Source organism: Tunturiibacter gelidiferens (genome assembly GCF_013410115.1).
Lineage (GTDB): Bacteria > Acidobacteriota > Terriglobia > Terriglobales > Acidobacteriaceae > Edaphobacter > Edaphobacter gelidiferens.
In genome coordinates, this window is the sequence record NZ_JACCCV010000002.1 from 517,476 (window position 1) to 541,998 (window position 24,523).

General features: G+C 57.5%; 19 protein-coding genes. 6 read left to right on the top strand and 13 right to left on the bottom strand.

Going from position 1 to position 24,523, the window contains the following annotated elements:
* Positions 1 to 128: 128 nt before the first annotated feature.
* Positions 129 to 1,439: a winged helix-turn-helix domain-containing protein gene (locus HDF12_RS14245; protein ID WP_179584411.1), complete on the bottom strand. Its 1,311-nt coding sequence runs from the start codon at positions 1,437 to 1,439 to the stop codon at positions 129 to 131.
* Between the two features lie 350 nt (positions 1,440 to 1,789).
* Here HDF12_RS14245 and HDF12_RS22025 point away from each other — a divergent pair, with 350 nt between their 5' ends.
* On the top strand, positions 1,790 to 2,701 hold the full coding sequence (locus HDF12_RS22025; RefSeq protein ID WP_373563932.1) for a hypothetical protein: 912 nt from the start codon (positions 1,790 to 1,792) through the stop codon (positions 2,699 to 2,701).
* 353 nt (positions 2,702 to 3,054) lie between these two features.
* On the opposite strand, the gene HDF12_RS14260 is transcribed toward HDF12_RS22025, so the two are convergent.
* Together HDF12_RS14260 and HDF12_RS14265 are read right to left on the bottom strand one after the other, a co-directional pair.
* Positions 3,055 to 4,779 (bottom strand): carboxypeptidase-like regulatory domain-containing protein, encoded by a 1,725-nt coding sequence (locus HDF12_RS14260; RefSeq protein WP_179584413.1) that lies wholly within the window; start codon positions 4,777 to 4,779, stop codon positions 3,055 to 3,057.
* Between the two features lie 144 nt (positions 4,780 to 4,923).
* On the bottom strand, positions 4,924 to 6,663 hold the full coding sequence (locus HDF12_RS14265) for a GWxTD domain-containing protein (protein WP_179584415.1): 1,740 nt from the start codon (positions 6,661 to 6,663) through the stop codon (positions 4,924 to 4,926).
* Positions 6,664 to 6,951: 288 nt separating this feature from the next.
* Here HDF12_RS14265 and HDF12_RS14270 point away from each other — a divergent pair, with 288 nt between their 5' ends.
* The 3 genes from HDF12_RS14270 to HDF12_RS14280 all read left to right on the top strand — a co-directional run bounded on the left by HDF12_RS14270 (position 6,952) and on the right by HDF12_RS14280 (position 11,956).
* Positions 6,952 to 8,352 (top strand): efflux RND transporter periplasmic adaptor subunit, encoded by a 1,401-nt coding sequence (locus HDF12_RS14270; RefSeq protein ID WP_179584417.1) that lies wholly within the window; start codon positions 6,952 to 6,954, stop codon positions 8,350 to 8,352.
* Positions 8,353 to 8,481: 129 nt separating this feature from the next.
* Positions 8,482 to 9,240 (top strand): ABC transporter ATP-binding protein, encoded by a 759-nt coding sequence (locus HDF12_RS14275; RefSeq protein ID WP_281376719.1) that lies wholly within the window; start codon positions 8,482 to 8,484, stop codon positions 9,238 to 9,240.
* A gap of 76 nt (positions 9,241 to 9,316) precedes the next feature.
* Positions 9,317 to 11,956, top strand: a complete 2,640-nt coding sequence (locus tag HDF12_RS14280) for a hypothetical protein (protein ID WP_257025670.1) — start codon at positions 9,317 to 9,319, stop codon at positions 11,954 to 11,956.
* 89 nt (positions 11,957 to 12,045) lie between these two features.
* Here HDF12_RS14280 and HDF12_RS14285 read toward each other — a convergent pair whose 3' ends face one another.
* The 6 genes from HDF12_RS14285 to HDF12_RS14310 form a co-directional block, all read right to left on the bottom strand.
* Entirely contained in the window at positions 12,046 to 13,656 is a 1,611-nt protein-coding gene (locus tag HDF12_RS14285) for an amino acid permease (RefSeq protein WP_179584419.1), read from the bottom strand.
* Positions 13,657 to 13,679: 23 nt separating this feature from the next.
* The gene (locus HDF12_RS14290; RefSeq protein WP_218892548.1) at positions 13,680 to 15,170 is read right to left on the bottom strand and encodes an APC family permease; all 1,491 of its coding nucleotides are present in this window, start codon (positions 15,168 to 15,170) and stop codon (positions 13,680 to 13,682) included.
* 128 nt (positions 15,171 to 15,298) lie between these two features.
* The gene (gene thiE, locus HDF12_RS14295; protein ID WP_353071617.1) at positions 15,299 to 15,931 is read right to left on the bottom strand and encodes a thiamine phosphate synthase; all 633 of its coding nucleotides are present in this window, start codon (positions 15,929 to 15,931) and stop codon (positions 15,299 to 15,301) included.
* Positions 15,932 to 17,287: an acetyl-CoA carboxylase biotin carboxylase subunit gene (gene accC / locus HDF12_RS14300; RefSeq protein WP_179584421.1), complete on the bottom strand. Its 1,356-nt coding sequence runs from the start codon at positions 17,285 to 17,287 to the stop codon at positions 15,932 to 15,934.
* A 60-nt stretch (positions 17,288 to 17,347) separates the two neighbouring features.
* Positions 17,348 to 17,851: an acetyl-CoA carboxylase biotin carboxyl carrier protein gene (gene accB / locus HDF12_RS14305; protein WP_179586919.1), complete on the bottom strand. Its 504-nt coding sequence runs from the start codon at positions 17,849 to 17,851 to the stop codon at positions 17,348 to 17,350.
* A gap of 39 nt (positions 17,852 to 17,890) precedes the next feature.
* Complete coding sequence (locus tag HDF12_RS14310; protein WP_306458028.1) at positions 17,891 to 18,964, bottom strand: M24 family metallopeptidase; 1,074 nt, start codon at positions 18,962 to 18,964, stop codon at positions 17,891 to 17,893.
* A gap of 86 nt (positions 18,965 to 19,050) precedes the next feature.
* Here HDF12_RS14310 and HDF12_RS14315 point away from each other — a divergent pair, with 86 nt between their 5' ends.
* Entirely contained in the window at positions 19,051 to 19,926 is an 876-nt protein-coding gene (locus HDF12_RS14315; RefSeq protein WP_179584425.1) for a metallophosphoesterase, read from the top strand.
* Positions 19,927 to 19,987: 61 nt separating this feature from the next.
* Here the strand turns inward: HDF12_RS14315 and HDF12_RS14320 are convergent, their stop codons facing one another.
* The 3 genes from HDF12_RS14320 to HDF12_RS14330 form a co-directional block, all read right to left on the bottom strand.
* A complete protein-coding gene (locus tag HDF12_RS14320; RefSeq protein ID WP_179584427.1) occupies positions 19,988 to 20,191 on the bottom strand; it encodes a hypothetical protein in 204 nt (67 codons plus the stop codon).
* Positions 20,192 to 20,196: 5 nt separating this feature from the next.
* Positions 20,197 to 20,451, bottom strand: a complete 255-nt coding sequence (locus HDF12_RS14325; RefSeq protein ID WP_179584429.1) for a helix-turn-helix domain-containing protein — start codon at positions 20,449 to 20,451, stop codon at positions 20,197 to 20,199.
* A 113-nt stretch (positions 20,452 to 20,564) separates the two neighbouring features.
* Positions 20,565 to 21,605 carry a 6-phosphofructokinase gene (locus HDF12_RS14330; RefSeq protein WP_179584431.1) on the bottom strand — a complete coding sequence of 347 codons (1,041 nt, stop codon included), beginning with the start codon at positions 21,603 to 21,605 and terminating at the stop codon, positions 20,565 to 20,567.
* Positions 21,606 to 21,768: 163 nt separating this feature from the next.
* Here HDF12_RS14330 and HDF12_RS14335 point away from each other — a divergent pair, with 163 nt between their 5' ends.
* Positions 21,769 to 23,466, top strand: coding sequence for an energy transducer TonB (locus tag HDF12_RS14335; RefSeq protein WP_179584434.1), 1,698 nt, complete (start codon positions 21,769 to 21,771; stop codon positions 23,464 to 23,466).
* Positions 23,467 to 23,473: 7 nt separating this feature from the next.
* Here HDF12_RS14335 and HDF12_RS14340 read toward each other — a convergent pair whose 3' ends face one another.
* Complete coding sequence (locus HDF12_RS14340; RefSeq protein ID WP_257025671.1) at positions 23,474 to 24,505, bottom strand: MBL fold metallo-hydrolase; 1,032 nt, start codon at positions 24,503 to 24,505, stop codon at positions 23,474 to 23,476.
* Positions 24,506 to 24,523 lie beyond the last annotated feature (18 nt).

Below are 24,523 nucleotides of genomic sequence, written 5' to 3' on the forward strand. Positions count from 1 at the left end.
AGAGACACATCATACGCAAATGCATCCAAAAATTCTGCACCCTGTCTTCGACTGCGGCAGACCCGCCGGAATGATTTTGCTCTATCGCGCCGTCAGTCGCTTGCTTACATTCCCGGCCTGATAGCGGATCAAGATGGCCAACTCTTCGGAGACGCGCCGAGGTTTGATCGTGCTTCCTCAACCAGAGTTTCCGCAGTCCTCAACAGTGAGGCAAACTCCGGATGTCTCCGCAATGCGCTCAGCCAAGGGTCTGAAGTTAGAGTGGTGGGTGCGCAGACGAAGCCTGACTGCGCCGCCCGCTTCAGAACGCTCACCGAGGAATCTGTCATCCTGAGCCGGGCGTAGTGACGTGCGAAATAGACGAGAATTTCGGGTTCGCGAGTTGTGTCCGCCGTCTCCATGAGATGGACTGCCTCATCCGTTCTACCTTCGAGAACAGCCAACAACGAACTCATGAGTGCGTTCATCAACTTGGATAACGGCATACGACCCAACCGTTCACGCAACAGGGTAATCGCTCGCTTCCGATTACCCAAGGCCGCCCAGGCCGCCGCGTCGAGATAGTAGGCAGCGCGTCCGCTATAGTGCTCTATGGCAGACGCAAATTCTCCAGCAAGGAATAACGTGTGAGCAACGCTTGTGACGAGCGCCGGATCTAACTCAACTCCTCGTCTGTGCGCTTCAACCGACTCTACAAGTAATCCCCGAAAACGAAACACCTGAATAAGACTCGTGAACGATTCCGGCTCCCCAGGATGACGCTCCAACCGTTCAAGGAGCCTCCCCATAGCCTCATCTGCATGTCCAGTGTCTACCTGCAGCAAGGTGTAGAACTGATGAGCGCAGGCCAACTCCGGATCGAGCGCAAACGCTCGCTGAAATGCGGCATGTGCCAACTCCAGATTCGCCGAAGAGTTGCCGCTGAATTTATCAAGGAACCAGCAACATCGACCCAACCACGCCCAGGCAGGTGCAAAGCTTGGGTCCGCAGCCAGGCAGGTCCAGTACAAATCGCGCGCGAGATGCATCGACTCCAAAGAACGTTGAACAGTCAACTCTTTCGCGCGCGTAAATTTCTCATATGTGGCTTGCGCGACGCCTGGTTCACCCGTAACTGCCAGTTCGAATCGATAGCCGTGTTTCGAAACGGTGCGAATCGTCTCGCGCCCGACAATTTTTCTCAGGCTCACGATTGTGTTGGTAAGGTTTGATTCACTCACATGAATCGATGGCCAGAGAGTGTTGATCAACTCTTGTTTGCTTACGAGACGTTCCGCCCTTCGCACCAGACAGAGGAGAGCGTCGAAGGCTTTGGGCTGGAGCTGGACCGGAATGCGAGCTCTCTTTAGGAGTCGCTCCTCTGGATGGAGCTCGAAATCACCGAACCGGTAGGCATAGTCAACCGAGCTTTGATTTTTCTTTGAAAATCCGTGTGTCATAAGTGGAATGTTCAACGTGGAAACAAGCCTACACTGCTCGCATGAGCGAGAGCAGAACACCAATAATCCATTCTCTTCCCTGCCAGACCAAGATACTCGGGATGGCGAAACATCGGCGACCCATAAACAAGCGGAGCATCAAGCTTCGCATCGCTGTCATCGGTTTTCTAATATGTGGATTTGGCGGACGTCCGGATCTGACGTCTCCCCTAATAGCCCAGGCAGTGTCAGACGCCGCGCCTCAGCCCGCTTCGGGACGGGACGGGCAACACGACTTCGACTTCAACATTGGGGTATGGCATACCCATATCAGGCGAGTCCTCGATCCGTTCGCAGGTTCTTCCAAGTCGATGGAACTCAACGGAACGGTCACAGTAAGGAAGGTCTGGGATGGTCGGGCCCAATTGGAGGAGATCGAGGCCGACGGCCCGAACGGACATTGGGAGGGGTTAACTCTATTTCTTTATAACCCTCAGTCCCATCAGTGGAGCCAGTCGTTCATCGATAGCAAGATGGGGGTTTTGAATACGCCGACGATCGGTTCGTTCAAAGACGGACGCGGGGAGCTCTTCTCCCAGGACACCTTTCACGACAAATCAATCCTGGTTCGCGGGGTGTGGTCTAACATCAAGCCGGGTTCTCATCGCTACGAAGAATCCTACTCGAATGACGGTGGTGCGACCTGGGCGGCGGCTTTCATTGCAGACCTGACACGGGAAACACAATCGACAGCCCTGGACGTTTCCGACGTCGGGGCGAACAAGGCTGCAAAGACCTCAACCGCAGCAGAGGACGGGCAACACGACTTCGATTTCGATTTCGGCACCTGGAAGACGCATTCTTCCCGACTTCTGCATCCCCTGACGGGATCGACGACGTGGGTCGACATGGACGGTGCCACCGTCGTCAAGAAAGTCTGGGATGGCCGCGCCAATCTGGCGGAGTACAAGGCGGATGGTCCAGCCGGTCACATCGACCTCTTGTCCCTGCGCTGGTTCAACCCATCGACACGGGAGTGGAACTTAGAGTTTGCGACGCCAACCGTTGGCACGCTCGGTATACCCGGCGTTAGCGAATTCAAGAATGGGCGTGGCGACTTTTATGACTACGAGTTAATCAACGGCAGATCGGTCCTTGTACGATTTTCCATTTGGAAGGTCACCCCTGACACGGCACAATCCGAACAAGCGTTTTCAGACGATGGCGGAAAGACGTGGGAAGTCAACTGGATCAATAAATATGAAAGGGAAACTGAAAAATGACGGGGTACTCACCGATTACGCGTCGTCTCACCAACGCACTTCTCGACCGCAAGCCATCAATTAGCACGCCTAGGTTAGGCATTGGATGAATAGGACATCTGTGATCTGGAAGATCTGTGAAACTCGGCCAATGGGTGATCTCTTTGGCATCCGATTATCCATGAGGAGCCGACGATGAATTTTTGTGCTTCACCTTAAAGAGCCATAAGCGACCACGAACTCTGCTCCTGGCGAGTCGGGTCGGCAGTCAGACTCCTCGTAAAAACAGTACCGGGGTGGCCAACCTGACAGAGTCAGGAGGCTGACTAGCGGACGTGGGTCATGCTACATCCGTGTGGGGACACAAAGGCGGGCTAGAAGGTGAACGCAAGCCCGGCCTGAATCGTCCGAGGTGACTGCGCAAGGAACAGGGTCTGTCCATCCGCCGACAGGAATGGTCGATAACCCTGCGCCAAAAGATTTGTGACGTCAACCGTAGCCTCGAGCCCCGGCGGCAATAGACTTCCCAGCCGTAAAGTCTGCCGCAGATAGCAACTGAGGTACGCCTGATCACTGAAAGGAGCATAGGGATCAACCGCGGTCACGAGTCGTGTCGGCTGCCAGCGATAAGCTGCTCGAACCGCTGTACCACTGCGGAGCACCCGGCCTCTCAAAGCGACCGTCGCAGTCCGGGCGCTCACCGGCGCAAGGTCAGATCCAGTTCCGGGCAGACCGACAGCAGCCCCATCTTTTGCGCCAAGCCCCGCTCCGGTGCCATACTCCAACGCAACCCAAAGGTTAGTGGTCAGCGGCTCGGTCATCATTACATTCAGGCCCCTGACGTTATAGCCCGCACTCAAAAATCTGAAGTTCCCCGTCGTGGAATCCGCGATAATCCCGCTCGCGCCGTTCTGTCCTGTCTGAGCAATATCAGCCGCAGTCAACGCGCCGCCACCAGAAACCGCCACCCTATCAAGGGAATCACTGTAATACGCGACCTGCACCATTCCCCGGCCAGTCTTCCGACCGACAGTAAACTCCTGGTGCAGTCCGCCCTCGGTCTGGATCTTCCCCTGGTAGATCGCGGCTACAGGCAGCTCACGCTTAACAGTATCGAGCCCAGCAAACGACTGCAGATCCTGCGACGTAGCCATTCGGTAGCCGAAGTTCCAGTTCTCGGTGGGGTGCGCCGTGACCTTCAGGAACGGCCGCGACCCGGAGGCATAACCAGAGGTCCGGACAACATACACGGTGCCTCCAGCCTCCACGTCCACCAAGTCCCCAAGTTGCATCTTCTGCCCGCTGGCCAGCTGCATCACTTCCAGCCCAGACGAGCCGTTCGGCCCCAGCACCTCAGGATGCCCCTGATAGCTCAACACCGTCCGTGCCGCGCCCCCCATCCCGAGCTGCATTCCATACCCGGTCGCAACTTCAGTGGATTGCCCCACAAAAGGTGCCCCAGGTTGGGTCCCAATATCCGCATGCAGTGTCAAACCGGCGCCGTCATCGAGTACTCGGTCGAACGCAAAAACATTGTGAATTCCGTTACTCCCGAACCCGCCATCGCCAGCCGTAACCTCGGCGCGCACTCTTTCAGCACGCTTAGGCGTCTCTCGAACGCTGGATGAGACCATGATCACGTCGCCATCTTCAGTCAGCCGAAGGATTGGACGATTAGCCACCGATCGCAAAGTCCACTTCCAATCGTCACCCGGTTCATCTGCCTTGCGCCGCTCTGCCGGAAGCCACGCAGTCGATTCGAAAAGAGTACTCAAAGTGAGATTGACGACCGCCTGAGCTCCAGACTGAAGTTGCAAGTTACCCCGCATTGCCGGAACAAACAGCGCCGCACTGGCGCGTACCTCATATTGGCCGGGAAGCAGATGAGAGATGAAATAGCGCCCATGAAGATCAGTAAACGCAGTTCCAGCCATTGCAGAATCAGCTGCTATTACCTGAACCAAAGCACCCAGCTGCGCTACACCCTGCGCATCGCGAACCACCCCCGAGACAGTCGCACTTTGTCCCACGGCAACGCCGACGGCTGCAGACAGCAGCATCAGCGACAGAAGCGCGATCTTCACCTGGGGTCGTTGCACAGTAAAACCGTCCTGCGCGTCGAATGGCTGTCCAGAGTCATCCCGCACCCAGAAAAATTAGGGGGCGGCGTTACAGAGTGCGATGTAACTGGTTATTACGAATTAGCGTCTGTATAACCATGTTCCCGTTCTAACCGCACCTGTCTAATCTACGTTAAACGGCGCAGATTCTGCGATCTGCTGCTTCGTTATTCCATCATTTACTTTGATGTTGACCTGATACTTACCGGGCTGAAGACTCGCCAGCGGCAAACTCTTTTCAATCGTAACCTGATCGGCGTTAGGGTTGGTCTTCGACGTCAGCTCCTGCGTCTCAAGAATGGACTTATTCGTTGCCACGTCCAAAATCTGATACTCGATCGTCGCACCATTCTGCTTGCTCTTCTCGTCGATCCCCAGGTTATAAACCTGCATCCAGAAGTTCAGATTCTGTGCTCGATGAAACGTAACAGGCACCCCAATTCCAGTAGGAACGCGTGGAGTAATGTGTGTGTCGCCAATGATGAAGTTTCCAGCGCCGATATCCTTCGATGGCACTCTTTCCATGGAAGAAGCCAGAATGAGGGAAGACGAAGCAAGCCGGTCATCATCGTAGGCTGGCACGTTCAAACTACGTTGCCACCTGCCAATATGGTCGGGATTATTGACGTCCTTGATAACAATATCGATCTTGTACAGCCCAGGACGCAGCGGCAGCGACTTCCAATAGACGGACTGATCAGTTCGTTTGCGCGCAAGCAGTTCGCTCGGGACCTGGACACTGACCGTATCTTCGAAGGTCTGTATTGCTTTGTGATTCAGATTCGAGACGCGGCCCAGGATGTTCACCGTGCCCATCGCGACACCATCTTTATTCGTAAACGTAATGTCGCCGTTTTTGATCTGCAACGTTACAGGAACCAAGATCGTATCGTTGGTGACTTTCACGTAGTCGGTACGCACGTCAAATAGAAATGGAGGCCCGGTGAGAATCTTCGAAGTCGTCATAAACGACTCCATATCCTTGAACTTGATCTCCGGAGGAGCCATCAATTTGGCGAATCGATCCAATCGGTCAAACTGCTTGCTTTGGTTCTGAGACGATAGCGGCCCTGCACCAAGCTGTTCCAGTCCGCCGCCCGAAAATCGGTCTGCCTGTTTCGACTGTCCGGTCTGCTCATAAAGTGTCTGGCCAGCACCTGGGGTGTGCTTCAGAGCATCTTTCTCGGAGCGATCAATCGTCATGTGATAGTCGCCGCACATGCAGGTATCGACAAATTCGATATCAACGTTGTCCCCGATACCCGCCAGATAGCGGTAGTGCCAAATCTCGAAGGGAAACGTAGAGGTATTTCCGCCACCTTCTTCGACAGGGCGCTCGTAGCTTCCGCCGCTCGGATGCGAGTCGATATTGTCGGGCTTCCCGTAAGCAATATAAATATGACCGCGATCAGTTCTCCAGCCAGGCTTGCCGGCGGCAAAGTGGTCGTTCGAATAAGCGATGCGCGCGTAGTGTTCCTCGCGAAACTCGTTCTCCGGCGAGTCAGGATTCGGATTGCGTCGTAACCAGAAGTTCTCAATAAACTGGTCGCGCTCCTCGTCATTGCTCAAGCTTTTGAACGCCTGCAACTCCTGGTCGGTGATGATCCAACGAACGTCCTCATCCACCCACTTCTTGTAAACACCCTTCAACTCGGCCTTCAGCGCCTTCTGCTGGTCGCGCTTCTCTTTATCGCTAAGAGGACGCTTCAAAGGATCCGGCTTTTCCACCGTCACCGGTCCCTTCGTCACGCCGTCGGCCTGTGCGGAATCGCTAGGTGCTTCCTGGGCAGTCAAAACATGCCCCCCCATCAGGATCAACAAAAATAGGGTCGTGCTGGATACCAAGCGCCGGGAAGTCGTCATAAAGAAGGGGTGCACTCCTGTTACCAACCAACATTGTAGAGCGGTTACATCTTCGTTACAAGAGGAGACTCCAGACCGCCCCTGATATCATCGCTCGTATTCCCGGGCAAGCCCATAAGTCTCGTCTACCGGATAGTTGCAGGCTTTTGCGCAGTTTCTCGTAAAGTGATCTCACTCAGGTTTTGGCAAGATTACGGAACGCAATTTCTTCCGCTTCCGTACTGTCTTTAGCGAGCACCGACTCCCAACCACCTCTGCACTGCCGCGGAGGTGCGATAGAAAGCGGCAATGAGCACAAAGAAAATCCTCTTGATCGTAGTTGCGGTCCTGGTTCTTGCAGGCATCGTCGTCGGCACCATCCTTCATGGGCAGGCCAGCGTTACGAAGGTCTCCACAGGCAAGGCCGTGCACCAGGATCTGGTCTCTATCGTCAACGGCACCGGCCAAATCAAGCCGAAGACTTACGTCAACGTCGGTGCCACCGCCTTCGGGCGCATCACCCACCTCTATGTCAAAGAAGGCGATCACGTAAAGGCTGGTACGACCCTCGCCACGGTCGAAAGTGTCCAACCGCAGGCCACCGTCGCAGCCCAGCAAGCGACTATCGCCTCATCGCGCACAGACATCACCAGCTACACTGCCGCGGAAAAGACCGCCGAGGCAAACATCGCCCAGGGCAAAGCTGACCTTGAACAGAAAAAACTCGACTTCGGCCGCGCCGAGTCCTTGTACAACGAAAAGCTGATCGCGAAACAGGACTTCGACGCCAAGAAAGCCGCGTACGACATGGCTTCCGCTACCCTCGCCCAGCGGCAGGCTGCTCTCGCTCAAGCTATCGCGCAGACCGAATCGCAACGCGGCCACATGAACCAGGCAGTCGCCAGTCAGCGTGCAAACTTCGACGCCCTCGACAAAACCATCAGCCGCGCCCCGTTCGATGGACTTGTTACCAACGTTCCCGTGCGTGAGGGCGAAACTGTCGTCGTTGGTATCCAGAACGCCGGCGGATCCACAATCATGACCCTCGCCGATATGTCCGTCATTACAGCGGAGGTCAAGGTCGACGAAACTGACATTGTCAACGTCTCCCTGAACCAGCCCGCTGATGTCTCCGTCGACGCGCTGCCAGGTCGGGTCTTCAAAGGCCACGTCACCGAGGTTGGCGATCAGGCCCTTCTCCGAACCACCGGCCTCTCGACCACACAGAGCACCACAGGTACCGAGGAAGCCAAGGACTTCAAGGTCGTCGTCACCCTCGACCAGGCCTCCGACGACCTTCGCCCGGGCCTCTCGGCTACAGCAAAGATAACAACCGCCCACAAGCCGAACGCGCTCATCATACCCATTCAGGCACTCGTGCAGCGTGATCCTGCCGTCGAAAAAGCACTCGCAGCGAACGCAGGCAAACCAAGCGTAGTATCCGCTTCCACCTCCAGCGCTCCCGAACGCAAACCTCAACCGGTCCAGGGGGTCTACGTGCTCCGGACAGACCATAAAAAGCGCCGCGCCATCTTCGTTCCAATCACCACTGGGGTCACAGGAGCCACAGATATCGAGGTCCTCAGCGGTTTGAAAGACGGTGATGAAATCGTCACTGGACGCTATCGAATCCTGAGAACCCTAAAGAGTGGAACTTCCGTCAAAGTAGACAACAGCGTTGAAGCTCCAGGCGACTCCGACAAATCATAAGAAAAAAACCTGAATATACTGAAAAAAGCCCTAAAATTGTTGTTCTCGGAGTGACTCAGTCAATACCGCGGAACCATCCCACCACCCCAAACGTACTATCCTGAAACACGTAGGAGCACGGAGAACCGGATGGCCATTGAAACTGCAGTCGAATCCAACCTAAGCACCAGCAACGCCTCCGGACCCACCCCCGGAGACGTCATCGTCACCGACAATCTCTGGAAGACCTACGAGATGGGCGATCAGCAGGTGCACGCCCTCCGCGGTGTCAACCTCCGCATCCGCCACAATGAGTACGTTGCCATTATGGGTCCCTCTGGCTCCGGCAAGTCCACCCTGATGAATCTCATTGGTTGTCTCGACTCGCCCTCCCAAGGCCGCTACTGGCTCAACGGCCATGACGTCTCCGAGCTTAACGACGATGAGCTCGCCCGGATTCGCAATAAGGAGATCGGTTTCGTCTTCCAGACCTTCAACCTGTTGGCCCGCGCCACCTCGCTCCACAACGTCGAGCTGCCTCTGATCTACAACGGCACACCAGCCGCGGCACGTACCGAGCGAGCAAAGAGTGTCCTCGAGTCAGTCGGTCTCGGCACTCGCATGATGCACAAGCCCAACGAACTCTCCGGCGGTCAGCGTCAGCGCGTCGCCATCGCCCGTGCCTTGGTGAACAAACCCTCAATCATCCTCGCCGACGAACCCACCGGCAACCTCGACTCCAAAACGGGCGACGAGATCATGGCTCTGTTCGACGAACTTCATGCCGGCGGTAACACCATCATCCTCGTCACCCACGAGCCCGACATCGCTGAATACGCCCACCGCATCGTCACCATCCGCGACGGCGTCATCGCCGGCGACCATCTCTCGGCGCGCATCCGTAACTGACTGCAGCATCAGTTGCGATAAAGATTCAATGCGGCACGGTTACATCCGCACCCAGCTCATTCCCGTCTAAAATGGAATGATGGCAAAAGCGTTTCGTCGTTCGCGCTTCCTTGGAGCCCTCGCTGCCACCCTTCTGGCTTGTTCGCTGCTCCACGCTGACCCTGCGCGCTTCGACCTGGCTGGGCCAAAGGTAGACGTCCACGTCACGCGCTCTGGCAAAGTTCTGCCCATTGCCCAAGTCCCCAACCTGCAGCCTGGCGACAAGATCTGGCTCCGTGCAGACCTCCCCCCCACGCAATCAGTTCACTACCTCCTGGTCGCCGCCTTTCTGCGCGGAACCACAAATCCTCCGCCAGACAACTGGTTTTTTGAAATCCAGACCTGGAATAAGAAGGTCCGCGAAGAGGGCGTCACCATCACTGTTCCCACCGAGGCTCAGCAGGTAATCCTCTTCCTTGCGCCCGAAACCGGGGGCGATTTCAGCACCCTTCGCTCCGCGGTTCGCGGTCGCCCCGGCATCTTCGTCCGCGCGTCTCAAGACCTCATCGAGGCCGGCTTCGAGCAGGCCCGCATTGAGGCCTACCTCGCCGCTATCCGCCGTGTGCCACCCGAAGACTCCAAGGGTCTCGCCGAACACTCTGATCTTCTCTCCCGCACCCTCAATCTCAAGCCGAACGGAGACTGCTTCAAACGCCCCGTCGACATGCAGGCCGCTTGTCTCACTCAAGCCGGAAACCAAAGTCTTCTCGATGATGGCCATGGCCAGACCGTCGCCGACGCGTTGAGCAGTGGAGCAAACTCTGACTTCATCGCTCAGGCCAGCTATACCCAACTCGCCGGAGCAGGTACTTACAGCGCCTATGTCGGTGCTATCGTGGATCTTATCCGCATCACCAGTAGCCTTCACACCGCCAAGTATCAATACATTCCCGCAATTGCCTTTCCTGATGGCGATGCTCTCAACCTTCGCCTCAACACCCCACCCTCCTTCAACAACCCCAAATCCGTCATCGTCATCGGCCTTCCTGCAATTCAGGCTTCGGTCCCCCCACCCCTCCGCGCCTCCAGTCCTGACAGCGTCTCCTGCCTGCTCAAACCCGCTGTTGTTCTTCCTGTAGAGGGCGCGCCTCTTGTCTACGCGACCACGCTGGCACACGATCTCGTCCTTCATATCGATGGCCCCAACGGCGGCACCGATATTCCGGTTAAGCCGGACGCCTTTGAAGGCGGCCTCGTCCTCTCCCACGCACCCGCGCGGAAGCCCCTGTCCCTCGAATCGAACCCATACGCAAACTCCGACCCTGTACAAAACGTCAGTTCCAACGCAACTCCGGAATCCCAACCGGCGGTAGCGGCCTCTGCACCTGCAGCGCATCAAACCACCAACACCGACACCGGCACCATTACCGGCTTTTGGGGCTTCGACGCCTTCAAAGGTCCCACCCTCCAGCTCCAGGACACCCCAGGAAAAGACTGGAAGCTCGCCGACGATGACGTCCTGATCGCAGGCCGCGAAAATCATCTCATGCTCAGCTCCACCGGCACCGCATGCGTCGACACCATCTCTCTCGACACCAGCGCCGGCAAATTGGTCGAAACCAAGTGGAAGCCAACGGGCAAACCTGCCGCGGTCGACGTAACCGTCTCTCTCAAATCCATCAACCCGGGTGCCCTTCACCTCGCTATCAAACAGTTTGGCGACACGAAGGCAAGCACAGTCGCCGCCAAGACTTACTCTGAACCCGCACGTCTAGCCTCGCTCGAACTCCACGCCGGGGACACCACCGCAGACCTCACCGGTTCCAGCCTCGATCAGGTCCAGCAGCTAACCATCAACGACCTCACCTTTACCCCCGCTCCGCCAAGCACGCCCTCTAATCAGGACACCGCGACCCCAACTCCCGCACCACCTAACTCCGACACTCAACTTCGTCTTACCCTTCCCCCAAACAGCCAGGCGCCCAAACTTCGCGTCGGCGACCATCTTACCGCCAGCTTGTCACTCAAAGACGGTCGCACCCTCACCCTTCCCGTCACGGTCTCGCCACCACGGCCCTCCGTTACTCTCATCAGCAAGAACATCGGCCAATCGAGCACTACGCCCATCCACCTAGCCGACCAGGACGATCTGCCAGCCGACCAGCAACTCACCTTCTCCCTCAAGTCAGTTGTGCCCTTTCCCCGCTCCGGCAAGATTGAGATAGCGAACGCCGACGAAAGTCTGCACACCACCCTGAGTGTCTCCTCCGGCAACCTGGTACTTCAAAATCCGCACACCATCCTCGCCACCCTGGATCCCCTCAAAGACTTTGGCGCCTCCGCCTTTGGGCCACTCCGCCTTCGCCCCGTCTCCCCCGACGGAACCACCGGCGACTGGCTCCCACTTGTCACTCTCGTCCGCCTCCCAACCTTCAAAGACCTTCACTGCCCCGCCGACACCACCCAGCCCTGCACTGTCACCGGCTCCAGCCTCTATCTGGTAGATTCCATCGCCACCGACGTTGCCTTTACCTCTCCAATCACTGTCCCGGAAGGGTTCGTTGGTACCGCTCTTACGCTCCCCCGCCCCGCAAAGACCGGCTTCTTTCTCCGCCTGCGCGACGACCCCACGTCCGCGAATACCGTAATTCTTCCAATCCTGCCTCAGGCGGCGCCGACCGCCGCACCCAACTCCCCGACCGCGTCCGCCAGCCCCAAGAGCCCACTGAGAAATTAGCAACCACTAGTCTAGGAGCAAATCAGAGCCAAATGAAAGAAGACGCCCAGCCGAAGCCGGACGCCCTTCTTGCTCTCAAAATCTGTCTGCTACTTGATCTCCACTGACTCCTTCGCTTCAAGGCTCTGCTGCAGCGTACTGTGTTTTCTGCTGTAGGTGAAATAGACAACGAGCCCGATAATCAGCCACACGATCAATCGGACCCAGTTCCAGATTCCCAGCTTGTACATCATGTAGCCATTGAAGAAAATCCCAAGAATCGGCACGAACGGCACCAGCGGTGTCTTGAACGGCCTTGCGCGATCAGGATCGGTCCTCCGCAGCACAATCACGGCGATACATACGATGACAAACGCCAACAGCGTTCCGATGTTCACCATCTTGCCAATATCGTCGATGGGAGTAATGCTTCCCACAATTGCGGCTAAAAGGCCTGCGAGGATCGTACCTTTCCACGGCGTCCTGAACTTATGGTGGATATCCCCAAAAAACTTCTTCGGCAGCAAACCGTCGTGTGCCATCGAGTAGAGTACCCGACTCTGCCCCAGCAACATCACCAACATCACGCTGGTCAACCCGGCCAGCGCACCAATGGTCACGATGTTTGAAGCCCACGCCAAGTTGTGATCGAGAAAGGCCCGCGAGATTGGTGCTTCAATATTCACCTCGCGCCACGGCACCATCCCAGTCAGAACGGCCGCCACTCCGATGTAGAGCAGCGTGCAGATAGAAAGCGACACGATAATCCCAATTGGCAGATCGCGCTGCGGATTCTTTGCCTCCTGCGCCGTCGTCGACACAGCGTCGAAACCGATGTACGAGAAAAAGACCAGACCAGCAGCCAGTCCAATTCCGCCAACGCCAAACGGCGCGAAGCTATGCCAGTCCGTCCCCCAATTCGACTTGGTGATGTAGTGTGATCCCAGCCCAAGCACAAACAGCACGATTCCAACTTTGATAGCCACGATGGTCGCGTTGAACTTCGCGCTCTCTTTAATGCCCACCACGAGCACCGCTGTAATCACCAGCGCAATCAGGAAAGCCGGTACATTGACCCCGATCTCCACTCCAAAGATGTGTGGTGCATTCAATAGCGCATGCGCCTGGGTCTCAAGTTCGGGCGGATGCGCCGCCTTCAATGCGTCCATCGCATCGCTGAACGTTGGAGTACCCGGAACCATGCCCGGATGAGAGCTCAAAACCATGCCTCTCGCCACACGATCGGTCGCCTGCCTCAGCCCCGTCCAATGATCATAGGCCAGCCATAAGGGAAACCTGAGATGGAAGATGTTCAGCATCTCTACAAAATTGTTCGACCAACCCGAACTCACCGTGCTCGCGCCCATCGCGTACTCAAGCGTCAGATCCCACCCGATGATCCACGCGATCAACTCACCCAGGGTCGCGTACGCATAGGTGTAGGCGCTGCCTGCCAACGGAATCATCGCCGCAAATTCCGCATAGCACAATCCCGCGAAGGCGCATCCCAACCCGCTCAGCACAAATGCCAGCATCAGGCTAGGCCCGGCGGTTCTCGCTCCCAATCCGCTCAGCACGAAGATACCTGCACCGATCACCGCGCCGATGCCGAGTGCAGTCAACTGCACTGGCCCCAGCACCCGCTCCAGTGTATCGACGCCATGTTCATTGGCCTCGGCCATCATCTTGTTCATCGACTTCTTGGCAAACAAATTTCCCATGCGCGCTCTAATCTCCCAACTTCCTAAACAGCATCCGCGACAGCTTGTCGCTTCCACACCAGATACACCGGTATGCCCAACAGAACAATTATCAGGCCCGGCCACGTGTACTGAGGTTTGTAACGCAATAGTACTGCACAAATCCACAGCGCCATCACGATATAAAGCCCCGGCAGCAGAGGATACCCGAACGCCCGATAAGGCCGCGCCGCCGTCGGCCGAGTCCGCCGAAGCACAAACAGCCCCGCAATCGTCAGAATATAAAAGACCAGCACGGCAAAGATCACATAATCCAGAAGCTGCCCATAACTCCCCGAGAGGCACAACAGGCAGGTCCACGCCCACTGCACCCACAGCGAGTTCACCGGCGTCTTCGACCTCTCACTCAGCCTCCCCACAGACTTAAAAAACAGCCCATCCCGGCTCATCGCGTAGTACACCCGCGCACCCGCCAGGAGCATTCCGTTTACACATCCAAAGGTCGAGATCAGAATCGCCGCAGCCATCAGCCTCGCGCCGTAGCCAGCAAGGGCTTGCTCCATCACCGCCGTCGCAACCCTGTCCTCAGAAGCAAACTGAATCCCTCGGCCCACAATCGTCGTCGCCGCTGCATCGCCCGCCAGCGGCAGCACACTCAGATAAACGAAGTTGCACAGCACATACAGCAGCAGCACCACACCCGTGCCAATCGCCAACGAGAGCGGAAGATTCTTCTTCGGGTTCCTGATCTCGCCCGCCGTAAAGGTAACGTTGTTCCACGCATCCGAGCTGAACAGCGATCCCACCTGAACCACCGCCACCATTGTCAGCAATCCAACATAGGCGGTCGGGCCACCCACCCCCACCTGCACCGCATGCAACGTGTGCCATCCTGCCCCCGTCCAGAAGTGTTGCCAGCCCGCCCCAAAGTTCGCCGCCACCGCAACCGAATTCTTTGCCAGCACACCCACCAGCACCGCCGCCGCCAACGCAAGCACCTTCGCAGAGGTGAAGACATTCTGCACTGCCGCCCCCATCTTCACGCCAAAGGTATTGAGCAGCGTCAGCAGCGTGATCACCACAATCGCCGACAGGTTCGCCGTATTCAGCCCAATATCCATGTTGCCCAACACCATCGGTCCCACATGCCACGGCGGAACATGCCCAATGTGCCAGATCCAGTTCTGCGCACTCACACTCGGAAAGAAAACTCCAAGAAACTTTCCGAACGCAACCCCCACGGCCGCAATCGTCCCTGTTTGAATCACCAGGAAAAGAGTCCACCCATAAAGAAAACCCCACAGCGGCCCAAGCGCCTCGCGGAGATAAACATACTGTCCACCGGCTTTAGGCATCATCGCCGCGAGCTCCCCGTAGCTCAGCGCGCCGATCATGGTCATCGCCGCCGTCACCAGCCAGGCCGCAATCAGCAACGCCGGCGAACCCAACCCGCGCGACATATCCGCCGACACAATGAAGATGCCCGACCCGATCATCGAACCCATCACAATCGCGGTCGCCGAAAACAGCCCCATCCCCTGTACAAACTGAGGAGCCGACGACACCGGTGCAGCATCGTCCACAATGCCTATTTGTTTGTCATCCCGAAGCGAAGCAGGGGGATCTGCTGTTATTTTTTTCACAAGATTCACGTTCGTCTGTTCTACCGCAAAACATCGAGAAAGTCTCTCGCCACTTTCTCAACCGACTCCCCCTCAGCGATCAATGCGCTGATCACCGCAACCGAATCCGCCCCGGCATCGATCACACTTCGCGCATTCGCCCGCGTAACTCCACCGATCGCCACAATCGGCTTCTTCGTCAGTCTCTGCGCCAGCCTCACACCCGCCAAACCAATAATCGGTTCCGCATCCAGCTTCGTCCCCGTAGCAAACACCGGCCCCACGGCAACATAATCCGCAGAACTCAACTCCGCCTGTCGAGCCTGCTCCTCGGTATGCGTCGAAACCCCCACCCAACGCTGTGCCCCCACAACCCGGCGTGCTTCATCAGGCGACAGATCCTCCTGCCCTACATGAACTCCATCCCACCCGGCAAGCAACGCGAGATCTGCCCGGTCATTCAAAATCAATCGACACTCACTTCCAGCCATCGCATCACGAATTAACGCTGCAACCCTCAGAACCTCCCGAGGACCTGTCGTCTTACTGCGATACTGGAGCAGCCCAACCCCAGCTGCTCTTAGTTCCTTCGCGAATCGCTCAACCGTAAAGCCGCGACTCACCAGAAACCCGTCATCCACAATCGGATACAAGCGAGGCAGAGAGGTCTCCACCTAGCTGTCCTTCTGCCGCTCGAAGAATCGCTCCATAAACTTCGTATCGAACTGCCCCGACCGAAATTCTTTATCCGCAAAGATCTTCTCATGCAGCGGAATCGTCGTATGGATTCCCTGCACCACAAACTGGCTCAGAGCCCGCTGCATCTTGTTCATCGCATCTTCGCGATCCGATCCATGGCAGATCAGCTTTGCGATCAACGAATCGTAGTAAGGCGGCACAAATCCCTCAGCATATTGGGCAGTATCCACCCGCACCCCATTGCCGCCCGGCAGATTGAAAGCCGTAATCTTTCCGGCGCTGGGCGTGAACTTCTCCGGATGTTCTGCATTGATCCGGCACTCGATCGCATGTCCACGAATCTCCACCGGGCGCGTAATAATCGAGGTCAGCTTCTCCCCCGCGGCAATCCGTAATTGAGCCTTTACCAGGTCAATTCCTGTAACCATCTCGGTGACACAATGCTCCACCTGGATCCGGGTGTTCATCTCGATGAAGTAGATCTTGCCATCCTCATCCATCAAAAATTCGATGGTCCCGGCGTTCCAATAACCGATATTCTCCAGCGCTCGCTTGATCGTCTTACCTAGTTCCTCCCGCAACTTCGGCGTGATCATCAGACTAGGAGCCTCTTCGATCAGCTTCTGATGCCGACGCTGAATCGAACACTCCCGCTCGCCCAGGCTCATTACATTTCCATGCTCATCCGCCAGCACCTGGAACTCGATATGCCGAGGTCGTTCAATGAACTTCTCCATGTACATATCGCCGTTGCCGAATGCATTCGCTGCTTCCGTAGAAGCCTGCTGATACATCCCCGGTAGCTCTTCTTTGTTGCGACAGATGCGCATTCCGCGACCGCCGCCGCCTGCGACAGCCTTCAGAATCACCGGATATCCCACATCCTTCGCCCACTCCAGCGCTTCGTTTTCGTCGGCAATCACGCCGTCCGACCCCGGCAGAATCGGCACCTTCGCCTTCTTCATCGTCTGTCGCGCCGTGGACTTCTCGCCCATCATCCGCGTCACCTCTGGCGGAGGCCCAATGAACTTGATATTCGAAGCCCGGCACACCTCTGCGAAGTTCGCATTCTCGCTCAACAATCCATACCCGGGATGAATCGCGTCAACGTCCGCAATCTCAGCCGCCGAGATCACGGCAGGCACATTCAGATAGCTGTCCGCCGAACGTGGAGGTCCAATGCAGATCGCCTCATCGGCAAACCGCACATGAAGCGAATTCCGATCAGCCTCGCTATATACCGCGACCGTGCGGATACCCATCTCTTTGCAAGCGCTGATCACGCGCAGTGCAATCTCCCCACGATTGGCAATCAATACCTTACGAAACATAAATACAGGAGCCTTCCATCGATCTTTTACGAATCTTTGCTGACGGATCGCTACCGTCTCTTATCGCGACTTGATGGCAAACAGTGCCTGTCCATACTCCACCGGCTGGCCGCTCGCCGCGATCCGCTTCACCACTTCGCCGGCCACATCGGACTCAATCTCGTTCATCAGCTTCATGGCCTCAACGATGCAGAGCACCTGCCCCACTTCCACCTGATCGCCTACCTTCACAAACGCAGGCGCGCCCGGTGACGGCGACTCATAGAAGGTCCCCACAATAGGCGACTTCACCTCATGCAGCTTTTCCTCAACCTCAGCAGCCGGAGCAGCTGCAATCGCCCCACCCACAGGAGCAGCAGCAGACACCGGCGCAGCAGCAGGAGCTGACGCCATCAATCGACTCAACTGCGCCATATCAAACCCACCGGCAGGCGCGGCAGCAGGCTCACCCGCAAACTTGATCCGCACCTTCAGGTCGTCCTGCTCCATATCGAACTCGGCGATCTCATTCGCCTTCAAAAACTCGACCAGTTCGCGCAGCTCATTCAACTTATTTCCGTCCATCATGTCTCTTCCCGTGCCTCTTCCGGCACCATGTCTTTTTTAGAGCTCTATCCAGGCCTTCACACTGGGCGTCAAAACTTCACCGCCATTAGCCGTCACCAAAACCATATCTTCAATGCGCAAACCGAACTGTCCCGGCATATACACACCAGGTTCGATTGTAATCACCATTCCCTGCTTTAACACCTGCGTCTGCTTCGCTGCAAGTCTCGGTCCTTCATGAATCTCCAACCCAACACCGTGCCCGGTAGAGTGACTGAAGTATTTATCCAGCTTCACCCTCCGCAAAACGCTCCTGGCCGCCTCGTCCACCTCTCCGGCAGTCACGCCCGGCGCCACAGCGGCGACCGCAGCCTCCTGCGCTTCCAGCACAGAATCATACACGTCCCGCTCATTACGCAACGCCTTGCCCATGTGCACGGTACGGGTCATATCGCTGCAATATCCGTCGAGAATAACACCGAAGTCCAACGTCACGAACCCCTGCTTCGGCAGCTTTGCCCTCGTCGCTCGCCCATGCGGCAGCGCCGATCGCTCTCCACTCGCAACGATCGTATCGAACGACATCCCCTCCGCACCCGCTAGCCTCGCTGCGTACTCCAGCGTCGCCGCCACCTCCACCTCAGTCAGCCCCGCCTCAAGATACGTCAGCATGCCATCAAATAGATCGCACCCCACCAGCGCAGCGGCCCGTATCAGCTCTATCTCGTCGGCATCTTTCACCTCTCGCATCCTGGCCACCACCGGCCCCACCGCCACAAACATCCCCCGTCGCACCTTCGCCGAAAGCGCCTTCCGCATCGTCTCCAAAGCGGTCACCGTCGTATGCGCCGCGTCGAACCCACAGCGCCTCACCCCAGTTGCTTCAAGCCATTCACAAGCCGCCACCACAGCCGGCTTCTTCGCAATCACGACCTTAGTCCCAGCCGCCTCCGCCCGCGCCTGCACCGTGTACCGTCCATCGGTAAACAGCGTTGCGCGTGCGCCCACCAACGCCAGCACCGCGCTCGAGCCGGTAAACCCACACAAGTAACGAACGTCCGGGAGATGTGTGACCAGTATCCCATCAACTCCAGCTACCTTCGCCGCGGCGCCGGCTCTTTTCTTTCTCAAACTAAAATTCATTACCTCTGATTCTACCCAACTCCCAGATCGAACACCGCCTTTCGTCTATCCCCTTCCACCCGGTATCATGAAGTATGCCCGGCTCTCAATCCGCTCAGCCGTCGCGCTTTACTCGACGCAACTTCCTCATAGGCTCAGGGACCGCCGCCGCAGCTCTGGCTCTCTACTCCGGAGAGATCGCTCGCCACGAAGTCGACATCGTCCAACGTCCCATCGCCATCGCGAATCTCCCCTCCGCCTTCCATGGCTACCGCATCGTTCAACTCAGCGACATCCACCTCGACGAGTACACCGAGCCCTTCTTCCTCGAGCGCGTCATCCGCAAAGTCAACACGTTGGCCGCAGACCTCGTCCTCCTCACCGGCGACTTCATCACCCACGGCTCCATCACCTTCATAGCCGGCAAACACGCAGCCCACCGCTGCGCCGAGATCGTTGCCACCCTCACCGCCCCCCTGCGCTACGCGATCCTCGGCAATCACGACGTAGCCGTCGACGCCCCGATGGTCATCCAGGCTCTCTCCAGCCGCGGCACGCCAGTTCTCGTTAACCAGTATCTTCCCATCGAACGCAACGGCGCTCGTCTCTGGCTCTGCGGCGTCGACGACCCCGGCACCAGCGCTCCCAACCTCGATCTCGCCATCCCCACAAAGCCCGACGGCCCAGTCATTCTCATGGCGCACGAACCCGACTACGCCGACACAGTCATCGCCCATCCCCGCGGCCCGCTCGTCGATCTCATGCTCTCCGGCCACGCCCACGGCGGCCAGGTCCGTCTGCCCTTCCTCGGCCCGCTCATCCTGCCTCCGCTAGGCGAAAAATATCCGGAAGGCCACTATCGCTTCAATCAGATGCAGCTTTACGTTAATCGCGGTATCGGCACCGTGGGGCTGCCCTTCCGACTCAACTGTCCTCCGGAGATCACGGTCATTACACTTCAACCGGCCTAAGCAGCACGCACCATACGGCACAGAGGTTCGAACCTCCATCGCAGATAATCGAACCCCTCAGTCAGGTCCCGAAGGCAGTAAAAAAGATCATCACGATTCCCAGTCCCAGCAGCGCCAGCGCCCCCACAAGCCGCCCCACCACTCCATACCAGGGCTTGCCCGCAGCCGACCAGCAAAGCTGAATCGCAAACCAGAACGCCGCGACTGCAACTGCCCCGAACAGGACAACGTATCCATCGATGTGCAACGCCAGCAGTTTAATCAATCCGTCTACCGCGCCCTCGCAACTGGCTTCTTTTGCTTTGGCATCACAGCAATCGGCGCAGGTGGCTTCACGCCCGACTTCTCATCCATCCAGGCATCCAGCAGCGTCTTCTTGAACCGCCACCGATTCCCCAGCTTGAACGCAGGAATAAACCCCTCCGACGCGTATCTGTACAACGTGTCCCCGCTGATGCCCAGATACTCCGACGCCTGCCGGATGTCCATCACCTCACGCACCGTTGCCTGTACCGACACAGCCATCACAAGTCTCCGTTCGACGAAAGCAGTGCAAAGTGGATGCCGGATGCAGAGCAACACCCAGCACCCTCTTTGTACCCCCTTTTGTCTACCGGCACAACAAAAATCTCCCTTTGTTAACTGGAAGCTAACGGCTGTAACCCCTTCATCACCGCCAGTAAGTCCTCCCCCACCGTTCTCGTCTTGGCAATCGCGTCCGCCAACGGGATATCCGTGATCTCGGTCCCCTTCAGCACCACCAGACGGCCGAATTTCCCCGCATGCACCAGGTCGATCGCCGCCACGCCATACCGCGTAGCCAGCATCCGGTCATAGGCCGAAGGAGTCCCTCCCCGCTGCGTATGCCCCAGGTTCACGCTGCGCGTCTCGTAGCCGGTGCGCTTCTCAATCTCCTCCGCCAGCGCCTGCCCAATCCCGCTCAGCCGCGCATGGCCGAAAGAGTCGACAGAAGTTCCGTGAGTCGCCTGCCCAGTCTCTGGAAACTGTGCGCCCTCGGCCGCGACCACAATCGAAAACTTCTTCCCATGCTCGCGCCGATACTTCACCAAACGGCACACCTCTTCGATATCGATCGGCACCTCCGGCACGAGAATCACATCCGCGCCGCCTGCGATGCCCGCCGTAATCGCGATCCATCCAGCATCGCGCCCCATCACCTCACACACCATCACGCGGTTATGCGCCTCTGCGGTCGAGTGCAGCCGGTCCACCGCCTCGGTGGCAATCCCCACAGCCGTATCAAACCCGAAGCAGGCGTCAGTCCCATTCAAATCGTTGTCGATCGTCTTCGGCACGCCCACGCACTTCACGCCCTTTTCGCTCAACGCCAAACTGATCGACTGGGTATCATCTCCACCCAGCGCAATCAGAGCATCCAGCTTGTGTCTCCCCAGCACCTCAAGACACTTCTCAAACCCACCAGGAATCTTCTTCACGTTCGTTCTCGAAGACCGCAGAATCGTCCCACCCCGATGCAGAATCCCAGAGGTCGTCGCGAGCGTAAGCGGCATCGTTACGTCATCTAACACGCCCCGCCACCCCTCCATGAAGCCGACAAACTCATCCCCATGGTGCAAAATCCCCTTACGTACCGCCGCCCGGATCACAGCGTTCAGCCCAGGACAATCTCCGCCTCCAGTCAACATCCCAACCCGCATCGCAATCTCCTTTAAACGTCAGCGAAATCATACCTCAGTTAGCCGCACCCCTTGGCCAGACCATCGGTGTCATCGACCGGCCGCAAGCCTCAATCTGCCAATTTCCACACTTCATGCCCGGCAGGATCACCACTCGGGGTCAATCGGCATCAAAACGACTGCCATGACCTTCTTCTCCGACTCGCAGGAAACGATCTCCCGGTTCGGTGAGTACATCGACGAACTGCAGGATTTTTTTCGGAGCAGTGGCGTCGCCTTCGGTGTACCGGACAACTTTTTCACCTTCGCCCGAAGGCTTCAAAAGGACACCCAGCTTCGCGCCGATCTCTCCGTTCTGGCTAAAACCTTTATGGAAAGGGAGAGCCAGGTCTCCCTCCGTACTGTCCTCACGATCCTCGCCGTAGCCAGCGGCGGCCCTGACGTCGCCACCTCCGACCGCGAGATCAGCCTGCCGGTCAACCTCATCATCGACTTCCTCATCAGCGTGGGAGGCTGCAGTCGAATCAGCGCCGAACACCCCGACAGCCCCTGTTCAGAATCTATTGTCGACCCTGACGAACATTCTCTAGCGCTCGACCGCTCCTCCCCTGACCATCCGCCCCTCGCGACACACCACGATACCTTTATCTCCGACACCACTCCGGACCAAGGATCACAAGAACTGATCCTCCAGCCCGCCTTTGCTTCCTCACTCGATCCGATAGCTGCCGACTCCCACGCCAACGTGAACATTCTCACAGAATCGCTCACCCGGCTCGAGCTCAGCAGCCTGGAGGTCAAGTTCTACCTCGACTCAATCGACCAACGGATTAGCCGAATGGAGCCGCGACTCGAAAACATCCCTTCGCTTGTGCTGCCCGCTGCGCCGCAACCCCACAGCCAGAACGTCACTCCGCACGTCAGAGACGCCAACGATGCGAAGTTCTCCGCCGCCGTTCCGCCACTCACACGGCACGACGACTCTGATTCAAATCGAGACCCCCTCCAGGCAACACGACAAAATGAAGTCAGGAAGAATGTCGAGGCGAACCAGGCAAACGAGCCGAAGCACGACCCAGAGCCAAAGAAATTTTGGCAAACCAAGAAATTCCCTCTGGCCTTCGCTCAGCCCTGGACACGGTCCAAACATCTGTTCTCTTCCGGGAGACAATATGCATTCCCAATTCTTCTTCTCTGCGGCGTGCTGCTCCTTGCGGGTCTCGTGTACCGGCGTCTCGGGCGTGACACGGCCCAGGCAAACGCCGTCCCCGTCAGCGAGACTCTTCCACCCAGCGCAGATTCTCTACCTCACGAGACCCAGAAACCCTCAGCAGTCTTCACCACCGACCCATCAAACACGACCTCGAGGTCCGTGGCCAAAAGCGATCAGTCCGTAAACCCGCGATCCCCGATCGCAACCAGACAATCCAGCACAACCGCATCGAGTTCCTTCGACCCATCGCCAAGTTCTGCCCCCGCCTACAGCGAGAGCTCTGCCGAAGTAGCCACTGACACCACCGCTGGCACAGATGCTCGTTCCCCTGAACCAGCCCCTCGCGCAGCCACTCGATGGACTCCCTCAGTGCTCTCCAATCGCCGTGTCAACGTATCGTCCGGTGTCATGGCAGCGAATCTTCTTTCCGCTCCAAAGCCTACCTACCCGAAGCTCGCTAGTCTCACCCATACGCAGGGAAATGTCGTTATGCAGGCCATCATCTCGAAAAAAGGTACCGTCGAGAACCTGCGCGTCCTCAAAGGACACCGCCTGCTACGAAGCGCCGCAACCAGCGCAGTACGCACCTGGCGCTTCCGGCCCTATCTGGTGGATGGCGTTCCAGTAGAGGTAGCAACTATCGTCAGTGTTGACTTCGCGCGGCACTAGAGCCCGCTCACAGCCACCAATCCGACCGCACTTCCACCCCACTGACTACCTCTGTTGGCCGTCCCGGCTCTGGCGCCCACAACCGAATCCCCCGTTCATCGGCAATCTCCAGCATCGCCGTTATCGGCTGCCGCCACGCATGCAGCGCCAGGTCGAACAGACCCCAATGAATAGGCATCATCAATCCCTTGTCGCCTAGCGCCTCGAACGCACGTGCCGCACCATCCGGCCCCAGATGAATTGCATTCCACAGCGCATCAAACGCTCCGATCTCCAGCATCGTCAGGTCGAACGGTCCATACGTCGCGCCGATCTCCGCAAACCCCTCCCACCATCCCGAGTCCGCACCAAAGTAAACCCTGTGTTTTAGACCCTTAAAAACAAACGCCGACCAAAGAGTCTCAAACCGATTGAATAGGCTTCTCCCGGAAAAATGCCGCGACGGAACTGCTGTGATCTCCACTCCACCCACGGAGACACTCTGCGTCCAATCCAGCTCCGAGATCCGAGCAGTATCAACTCCAAATCCCCGCAACAGCTCTCCCACACCAAGCGAGGTCACCCACCTCGCCTCACGCATCGACGCCAGCCGCGCCAATCCTCGAATCGTAACCTCGCCCAGGTGGTCGTAGTGGTCATGCGACACCAACACCACATCCACAGGCGGCAACTCCTCCAGGCGCATCGGAGCAGCAAAAAACCTCTTCGGGCCCGCCCATCGCGTCGGAGAAGCCCGCTCATCCCACATCGGGTCCATCAGCACTCGCAGCCCATCAATCTCCATCAGCATCGAGGAGTGCCCCATCCAGGTCACCCGGAGCCCACTCGCAGGAGCCGCGTCATACATCGAAACATCAGTGTGGAACGGCCCCAGCGCCCTCACCGGCACCGTCTCCGCTTTATTCATCAAATAATGCGGCAGCACTTTGAACATCGTACTCAACCCACCGATCACGGTAGGCACCGGATTTAAAAACCTCCGCCCCGCCTTACGCGCCCGCCGCAACACCGTCCTATCGCCGGATACTAAAGTCCCCAAATCAAGCCCCCTGCACAA

Bases quoted from the DNA above. Each gene is read 5' to 3' on its own strand.
- HDF12_RS14245 (WP_179584411.1), bottom strand. From the start codon at position 1,439: ATGACACACGGATTTTCAAAGAAAAATCAAAGCTCGGTTGACTATGCC.
- HDF12_RS22025 (WP_373563932.1), top strand. From the start codon at position 1,790: ATGGAACTCAACGGAACGGTCACAGTAAGGAAGGTCTGGGATGGTCGG.
- HDF12_RS14265 (WP_179584415.1), bottom strand. From the start codon at position 6,663: ATGACGACTTCCCGGCGCTTGGTATCCAGCACGACCCTATTTTTGTTG.
- HDF12_RS14270 (WP_179584417.1), top strand. From the start codon at position 6,952: ATGAGCACAAAGAAAATCCTCTTGATCGTAGTTGCGGTCCTGGTTCTT.
- HDF12_RS14275 (WP_281376719.1), top strand. From the start codon at position 8,482: ATGGCCATTGAAACTGCAGTCGAATCCAACCTAAGCACCAGCAACGCC.
- HDF12_RS14280 (WP_257025670.1), top strand. From the start codon at position 9,317: ATGATGGCAAAAGCGTTTCGTCGTTCGCGCTTCCTTGGAGCCCTCGCT.
- HDF12_RS14285 (WP_179584419.1), bottom strand. From the start codon at position 13,656: ATGGGAAATTTGTTTGCCAAGAAGTCGATGAACAAGATGATGGCCGAG.
- HDF12_RS14290 (WP_218892548.1), bottom strand. From the start codon at position 15,170: ATGGGGCTGTTTTCGGCGACCGCGATTGTGATGGGTTCGATGATCGGG.
- accC (WP_179584421.1), bottom strand. From the start codon at position 17,287: ATGTTTCGTAAGGTATTGATTGCCAATCGTGGGGAGATTGCACTGCGC.
- accB (WP_179586919.1), bottom strand. From the start codon at position 17,851: ATGGACGGAAATAAGTTGAATGAGCTGCGCGAACTGGTCGAGTTTTTG.
- HDF12_RS14315 (WP_179584425.1), top strand. From the start codon at position 19,051: ATGCCCGGCTCTCAATCCGCTCAGCCGTCGCGCTTTACTCGACGCAAC.
- HDF12_RS14325 (WP_179584429.1), bottom strand. From the start codon at position 20,451: ATGGCTGTGTCGGTACAGGCAACGGTGCGTGAGGTGATGGACATCCGG.
- HDF12_RS14330 (WP_179584431.1), bottom strand. From the start codon at position 21,605: ATGCGGGTTGGGATGTTGACTGGAGGCGGAGATTGTCCTGGGCTGAAC.
- HDF12_RS14335 (WP_179584434.1), top strand. From the start codon at position 21,769: ATGACCTTCTTCTCCGACTCGCAGGAAACGATCTCCCGGTTCGGTGAG.